This window comes from Streptomyces sp. NPDC059909 (assembly GCF_042730885.1).
Lineage (GTDB): Bacteria > Actinomycetota > Actinomycetes > Streptomycetales > Streptomycetaceae > Streptomyces.
In genome coordinates this window covers 65,314-71,591 of the sequence record NZ_JBHWKX010000038.1, presented here as the reverse complement: position 1 = coordinate 71,591, position 6,278 = coordinate 65,314, and the positions used below count along the sequence as shown (strand labels likewise).

Genomic DNA, 6,278 nt, shown 5'->3' with positions numbered 1-6,278 from the left:
GCTACGACCCCGTCACCCACCAGGCCAACAACAAGATCAGCACGCCCGCCGACACGCCTCTGGCGGCATAGAGGTTGACTCAGGAAACTCATGCGGCCGCCCAGGGCAGCAGGGACACGTGCACGGCGTCCTCACCGGTCTCGCCGCCGACGGTCCGGATCGCCCGGTCCGCCTCGTGCAGCGGGAAGGTGTGGGTGGCCAGCTTCTCCAGCGGGAACCGGCCCGACGCCAGCTGTTCCAGGGCGAGTTCGCAGGAGCGGTAGCTGTGGCCGCGGGCGCTCTTGAGCGCGATGGACTTCTCGGTGAGCTTCTTCAGCGGGAAGTCGGGGAACGCGGCGAGTTCGCCCTGGGAGACCATGACGCCCTCGCGCCGCTTGAGCGCGTTGATGCCGAGCAGCACGGGCGAGGTGCCCGCGCCCGCCGTGCAGTCGAGGACCACGTCGACACCGTGGCCGCCGGTGAGCTCCTTGACCCGGGTCAGCGCATCCTCCTCCAGGACGTCGATGACGTGGTCGGCGCCGAGCTCCTTGGCGAGCGCCAGCCGGGCGGCGTCCCGGGTGGTGCCGGTGACGATGATCCGCGAGGCGCCGGCCTGCTTGCAGGCCACGACCTGGGAGAGCCCCTGCTGGCCCGGCCCCTGGATGAGCACGGTGGTCGCATAGCCCACGCCCGCGGTCACCAGCGCCCACTCGATGCCGTTGGACAGCGGCGTGACCAGGCCCGCCAGCTCGGCGGAGACCCCGTCGGGCACCTTGTGGGTGACCGCGTTCCACGGCAGGTACAGGTACTCGGAGAAGCCGCCCCACAGCGTGCCGGGCTTCTCGCAGGAGGTGTAGCCGTAGCGTCGCGCATCGGGGTTGGTGCGCCAGTCGGTCGTCTCGCAGTGCCGGTACTCGCCGGCGTGGCACCAGGCGCAGCGGAAGCAGCCCACGTAGTGCTCGACGAAGACGCGGTCGCCCTCGACCAGGCCCTTGCGGGCGGTGAACTCCTTGCCCGCCTTGGCGATGATGCCCACGTTCTCGTGCCCCATGATCACCGGGTCGGCGAACGGGGGCTTGCCGTACATCTTCACGTCGGTGCCGCAGATCCCGGCGACCTCGACCTTCAGCAGTGCGCCGTCCGCCGGAACATCCGGCATCGGCAGCTCGCGCATCTCGGTGACGCCCGGCGCCGTCCTGACCGCAGCCCGCACTGTTTCTGCCATGACCCCTCCTAGAGGTGGAAGCCGTCGTAGAGGCAGCAGTCTATGGACTGATGGACTAACCATGCTACCTTCCGGCCATGACGGAAGCTCAACTACGGACAGTCACCCGGACCCAGGGCAACAACCAGGCGCTGAAGACCGGAGCCGTCGCGCCCCACGGCTTCTCCTTCGCCTTCGAGGAAGTCCCCGTCCTCGTACACGCATTCCGCCGCATGGTCCGCGAACACGCCTACGACATCAGCGAGATGGCGCTCACCACCTACCTGGTGGCCAAGGAGCACGGCGCACGCTTCACGGCCGTACCGGCCTTCCTGGTGCGCGGCTTCCACCACGGCGCGATCCACCACCACACCGCGGCCCCCGTCACCGACCCCAAGGACCTCGAGGGCCGCCGGGTCGGCGTCAACCGCGGCTACACCGTCACCACCGGAGTGTGGGCCCGCTCCGTGCTGCAGGAGGAGCACGGGGTCGACCTGTCCAAGGTCACCTGGGTGCTCTCCGGCGACGAGCACGTGGCCGACTACGCACCTCCGGGCAACGTGGAGTCCCTGGAGCCGGGCCGCAGCGTGGAAGAGGCCCTCACGGCAGGCGACCTGGCGGCCGCGATCGGCATCGAGCCGGAGTCCGAGCAGGTCGTCCCGCTGCTGCCGGACGCCGAAGAGGCCGGCTACCGGGCGCTCACCGAGCACGGCCTGTTCCCCATCAACCACCTGGTGGTCGTCCGCGACGAGCTGCTGGAGGAGAATCCCGAACTGGCAGCCCAGGTCTTCGATGCCTTCGCCCGCTCCAAGCAGGCGTACGTCGAGCGGCTGCAGGCCGGCGAGGGCAGCACGCCCACCGACGCCATGCACCGGCGGGTCATGGAGCTGACCGGCAGCGACCCGCTGCCGTACGGGATCGAGCCCAACCGGGGCGTGCTCGAGGCGCTGCTGCGGCACGCGGTCGACCAGCAGATCCTGCGCCGCCCGCGGCCGCTGGAGGAGCTGTTCGCCCCCGCCACCCGGGATCTGGCGGGCTGAGCCCGTACGCACCGTACGGAAAGACACGGGAGGAATCTCCATGCGCATCGCCATCGCCGGGGACCACAACGGCTTCGCGCTCAAGGGCCGGCTGGTCACCTGGCTCACCGAGGCCGGCCACACGGTGGGGGACCTGGGCAGCCATACGCCCGAGGAGGTCGACTACCCCGCGCTGTGCGTGCAGGTGTGCACGCAGGTCATCGAGGGCACGGCCGACCGCGGCATCGTGCTCGGCGGCAGCGGGCTGGGCGAGACCATCACCTGCAACAAGATGCCGGGCATCCGCGCCGGGCTGTGCCACGACCTGTGGTTCACGCAGATCTCGCGCGGCAACAACGACTCCAATGTGCTGGTCCTGCCCGCCAAGGTGCTGGGAGACAAGGAGGCCGAGGAGATCGTGGAGACCTGGCTGACCACCCCGTTCAAGGGCGGTGTCCACCGGCGCAGGCTGGCCCAGATCGCCGCCCTGGAACAGCAGGGCTGACCGTCCGGCCCCGGGGCGACCCGGGGCCGGCGGCCGTTCACTCCCCGGAGAGGAAGGACAGGATCCGCTCCGGGGCGGTCTTGTCCGTCTGCTCGGCGACCGGGGCATCCCAGTACTGGTTGACCGGCAGGCACTCCTGCAGGTAGCGCGCCGCCGAGGGCGCGTGCGAGGTGTCCTCGCCCGGCACGATCAGCGCCGGCACCCGCAGGGTGAGCAGGTCCTCCGGCTCGGCGCCGGGCACGGTGTCCCGGTCGAACAGCAGCCGGGCGCTGCCGGTCACCAGGGTGCGGTACCGCTCCGGATCGCAGGCGGCGTACTCCTTGGCGAACTGCGCATCGTGGCGCAGCACATGGGCCCAGGGCCCCACCCGCGGGTCCTTCGAGAAGCCCGCCTCGGTGGACTGCGCCAGCTCCACCACGCCCTGCAGCCCGTGCCCGGCCGCGTAGGCGAGGTGGGCGTCGAAGCGCTGGTGCTGCTTGCGCCGGTAGTGCACCCCGCCGGCCGGCGAGTACAGCACCATGCCCGCCACCCGCTCGGGCCGGGCCACGGCGAATGCGGCCGCGGTGGAGCAGCCGACGCAGCCGCCCATCAGGTACGCCTGGTCGATGCCCAGGTGGTCCAGCAGGCCGAGGCCCTGCCGCACGTACCCCTCCCAGGACAGGCGCTCGAGCCGGCCGCCGGAGCGGCCGGACTCGCGCCGGTCGAAGGTGATGCAGGTGTAGTGCTCTGCCAGGCGGTCCAGCAGGCCGAGCCGGCGGTAGATGCCGGTGGTCTGCCAGGCCTCCAGGCTGGAGTCGAAGCCGCCGGGCGAGAACATCAGCAGCGGCGGCCCGTCCCCGGTGACCTCGTAGCGGGTGGTGATCTCGTCGACGACGGCGGTGGGCACCGCTCAGCCCTCCTTGTCCGCGGGCGGCACGGGGATGCCGCCGGCGATCTGCCGGGCGGAGCGCACGTCCTGGCTGTAGGCGGTGAGCGCGTCCAGGGCGATGCGCGCGACGTTGGCATACGTCAGCGGCGGGTCGTCCACCGCCTTGGCGGAGTAGCCGATGGCGGCGTTCGCCATGCGCATCCGGCCGTCCAGCCAGGGGCCGCCGCCGAAGCCGCCCACCACCGGCACCGAGACCGCGGCGGCCACCGCAGCGCCCACCAAGGGCCCGGAGTTGGTGAAGTTCAGCAGGACGGCGCCCGCCTCCTCCAGCCGCTTGGCCTCGGCGACCATCGCCTCCAGCATCTCCTCGGGCACCTGCTCGGCGGCCGAGGGGACGCCCCGGTACTCCACGCCGTAGCGCAGCGCGGTCTGCGGGGTGATGCCGAACTGGGCGAACACCGGGATGCCGGCCCGGGTGACGGCCTCGACCGCCTCCGGGTGGTCGGCGGCGCCGTCCAGCTTGACCAGGTCGACGCCCGCCTCCTTGGCGAAGCGGATCGCCGCCTGCACGGCGGCCGCGCTGCCCTCCTGGAGCGGCCCGTAGGGGAAGTCCGCACTCAGCAGGGCGTGCCGGGTCCCGCGCCGCACCGCCTTGGTGACCACCAGCATCTCGTCCATGGTGATCTCCAGGGGGTTGGCGTGCCCCCACAGGTTCACCCCGACGGTGTCGCCGACCGAGATCAGGTCGACTCCGGCCCGGTCGGCGATGCAGGCCATCTGGTAGTCCCAGGCGACCACGCCGACGATCTTGCGCTGCTGCTCCTTCATGCGCTGCAGCGCGGGCAGCGTCACCTTGTCATCCAACTTGTCATCCAACGGTTCCACGCTCCTTTCGTGCTCCCAGGCGGGGGCGCCGCCCCGCTAGACCCGCAGCGCGGTGAGCAGTTCGACGACATCGCCCTCGTCCGCGGACAGCAGCAGCACCCGGGCGTACGGGCGCAGGGCGGCGACGGCCTCGTCGACCTCGAATCCCTCGCCGAGCACCACGCCGGCCGTGGTGATACCGCGCCGTCGGCAGATGCGGCCGATCTCGGCGGCCACCCGGTGCCCCCGGTCCTCCGTGGCCAGCACCACCACCACATCGGTGCGGGCGATCACCCCGTCCAGCGGGACGGGGGTGCCGTCCAGCCGGTGCAGGGTCTCGGTGCTGACCGCGGTGTAGAACCGGGCGTCGGCCCACGGGAGGGCAGCGAGGTGGTGGGCCACCCCGGCCGCACGGTCGTCGAGGGCGACGATCCGCGCGGACCGGGCGGGGGCGATGGGCACATCGATACGGAAGCGGGACTCGTGGGCCGAGGCGGCCCTGGCGCTCTCGCTCAGCTGCACGGTGGCCTGACTCATGGCTCAGACCGTGGTCTGCGGGGTGCCCGGCACGAGCTTGACCGCGTCCCGGCAGGAGTCCAGGAAGGACTCCGCCTGCGGCAGGACGACCGCGGCCGAGCGGACCTTGTGGTGCTCAGGGTCCACGCCGGGCGGGGTCACGCCCTCGTCGCGCAGGGCGAGCGCCGCCTTCCGCAGCTTCTGGCGGGCCTTGATGATGCCGCTGTCCGCCGGGACCAGGCGCTCCTTGCTGCGATCGACGATCGGGCCCATGGACTCCTGGAGGGAGGCGTCCTGCATGGCGATGCCGGCGACGCCGGAGTAGGTCTCGCCGCGCTTCTGCGCCTCGCGGTCGATCAGGTAGTCGTTGTCCATGTTGGCCATCGGCCGGTAGGTGCCGGGGATGGTCTTGCTGTGGACGCCGTGGCCGTCGATCATCGCCTGCCGCTCGGTCTCGGTGAGCGCGCGGACGGGGTGGTAGTCGAAGGAGTACGTCCAGCAGTTCTCGTCGTCGATGGGCACCCAGAAGTGGCCGTGCACGGGATGGTCGCCGCGCGGCGGGACCATGGTGAACGCCGGCATGACCCAGGGGGTGATGCGCCAGTAGTACTTGCCCTCCTCGGCGTTGCGCCGGGCGCCGACGAACAGGCCGCCCTCGGTGTCGGCGACCTCGAAGAAGGGCTTGGTGTCGTTCAGGTTGTACTCGTTGCCCTTGGCGCCCTTGAAGAGCGGATCGCTCTTGAGGCCCCCGGAGTGCAGGAAGGTGACGTGGCTGGAGTCGATGCCGCCCTCGAAGGCCTGCAGCCAGTTGCACTGCTGCCAGCGCTTGGAGGTGTAGGTCTGCTCCTCGGGCACGTGGACCCACTCGAACTCGGGCGGGTCGGGCTGGGTGGCGCGGTCACCCATGTACGTCCACAGCACGTCGCCGATCTTGACCAGCGGGTACGAGGTGAGCTTGACGTTCTCGCAGAAGCTGGAGTTGTCGGCCTCGGAGGGCACCTCGGTGCACTGGCCGGTCACGTCGTACTTCCAGCCGTGGTACGGGCAACGCAGGCCGGAGCCCTCGTTGCGGCCGAACCACAGGGAGGCGCCGCGGTGGGCGCAGAACTCGTCGATCAGGCCGTAGCGGCCCTGGCTGTCCCGGAAGGCGATCATGCGCTCGGACAGCAGCTTGACCCGCACCGGCGGGCAGTCGTTCTCGGGCAGCTCCTCGGCGAGCAGCGCCGGGATCCAGTACTGCCTGAACAGCTCGCCCATCGGCGTGCCAGGGCCGGTCTGGGTGAGCAGCTCGTTGATGTCTTTACGGAGCACGGACGTTTCCCT

General features: G+C 71.0%; 7 protein-coding genes. 2 read left to right on the top strand and 5 right to left on the bottom strand.

Going from position 1 to position 6,278, the window contains the following annotated elements; translation table 11 throughout:
* Positions 1–88: 88 nt before the first annotated feature.
* A complete protein-coding gene (locus ACFV9O_RS24755) occupies positions 89–1,204 on the bottom strand; it encodes a zinc-binding dehydrogenase (RefSeq protein ID WP_385421257.1) in 1,116 nt (371 codons plus the stop codon).
* 77 nt (positions 1,205–1,281) lie between these two features.
* Between ACFV9O_RS24755 and ACFV9O_RS24750 the strand changes: the two genes are divergently transcribed.
* Entirely contained in the window at positions 1,282–2,223 is a 942-nt protein-coding gene (locus ACFV9O_RS24750; RefSeq protein ID WP_385421255.1) for an ABC transporter substrate-binding protein, read from the top strand.
* A gap of 40 nt (positions 2,224–2,263) precedes the next feature.
* Entirely contained in the window at positions 2,264–2,707 is a 444-nt protein-coding gene (locus tag ACFV9O_RS24745; protein ID WP_385421253.1) for an RpiB/LacA/LacB family sugar-phosphate isomerase, read from the top strand.
* Between the two features lie 37 nt (positions 2,708–2,744).
* On the opposite strand, the gene ACFV9O_RS24740 is transcribed toward ACFV9O_RS24745, so the two are convergent.
* From ACFV9O_RS24740 to ACFV9O_RS24725, 4 genes are read right to left on the bottom strand one after another with little or no spacing between them, the layout of a single operon-like run.
* Entirely contained in the window at positions 2,745–3,593 is an 849-nt protein-coding gene (locus tag ACFV9O_RS24740) for an alpha/beta fold hydrolase (protein ID WP_385421251.1), read from the bottom strand.
* A 3-nt stretch (positions 3,594–3,596) separates the two neighbouring features.
* Positions 3,597–4,451: a 3-methyl-2-oxobutanoate hydroxymethyltransferase gene (locus ACFV9O_RS24735; protein WP_385421249.1), complete on the bottom strand. Its 855-nt coding sequence runs from the start codon at positions 4,449–4,451 to the stop codon at positions 3,597–3,599.
* Positions 4,452–4,496: 45 nt separating this feature from the next.
* Positions 4,497–4,976 carry a 3-methyl-2-oxobutanoate hydroxymethyltransferase gene (locus ACFV9O_RS24730; RefSeq protein ID WP_385421247.1) on the bottom strand — a complete coding sequence of 160 codons (480 nt, stop codon included), beginning with the start codon at positions 4,974–4,976 and terminating at the stop codon, positions 4,497–4,499.
* Positions 4,977–4,979: 3 nt separating this feature from the next.
* Positions 4,980–6,266: a Rieske 2Fe-2S domain-containing protein gene (locus ACFV9O_RS24725; protein ID WP_385421245.1), complete on the bottom strand. Its 1,287-nt coding sequence runs from the start codon at positions 6,264–6,266 to the stop codon at positions 4,980–4,982.
* Positions 6,267–6,278 lie beyond the last annotated feature (12 nt).

What these genes read in the sequence shown, in the direction of transcription:
- ACFV9O_RS24730 (WP_385421247.1), bottom strand. Translation starts at nt 4,976, where the DNA reads ATGAGTCAGGCCACCGTGCAGCTGAGCGAGAGCGCCAGGGCCGCCTCG.
- ACFV9O_RS24745 (WP_385421253.1), top strand. Translation starts at nt 2,264, where the DNA reads ATGCGCATCGCCATCGCCGGGGACCACAACGGCTTCGCGCTCAAGGGC.
- ACFV9O_RS24755 (WP_385421257.1), bottom strand. Translation starts at nt 1,204, where the DNA reads ATGGCAGAAACAGTGCGGGCTGCGGTCAGGACGGCGCCGGGCGTCACC.
- ACFV9O_RS24750 (WP_385421255.1), top strand. Translation starts at nt 1,282, where the DNA reads ATGACGGAAGCTCAACTACGGACAGTCACCCGGACCCAGGGCAACAAC.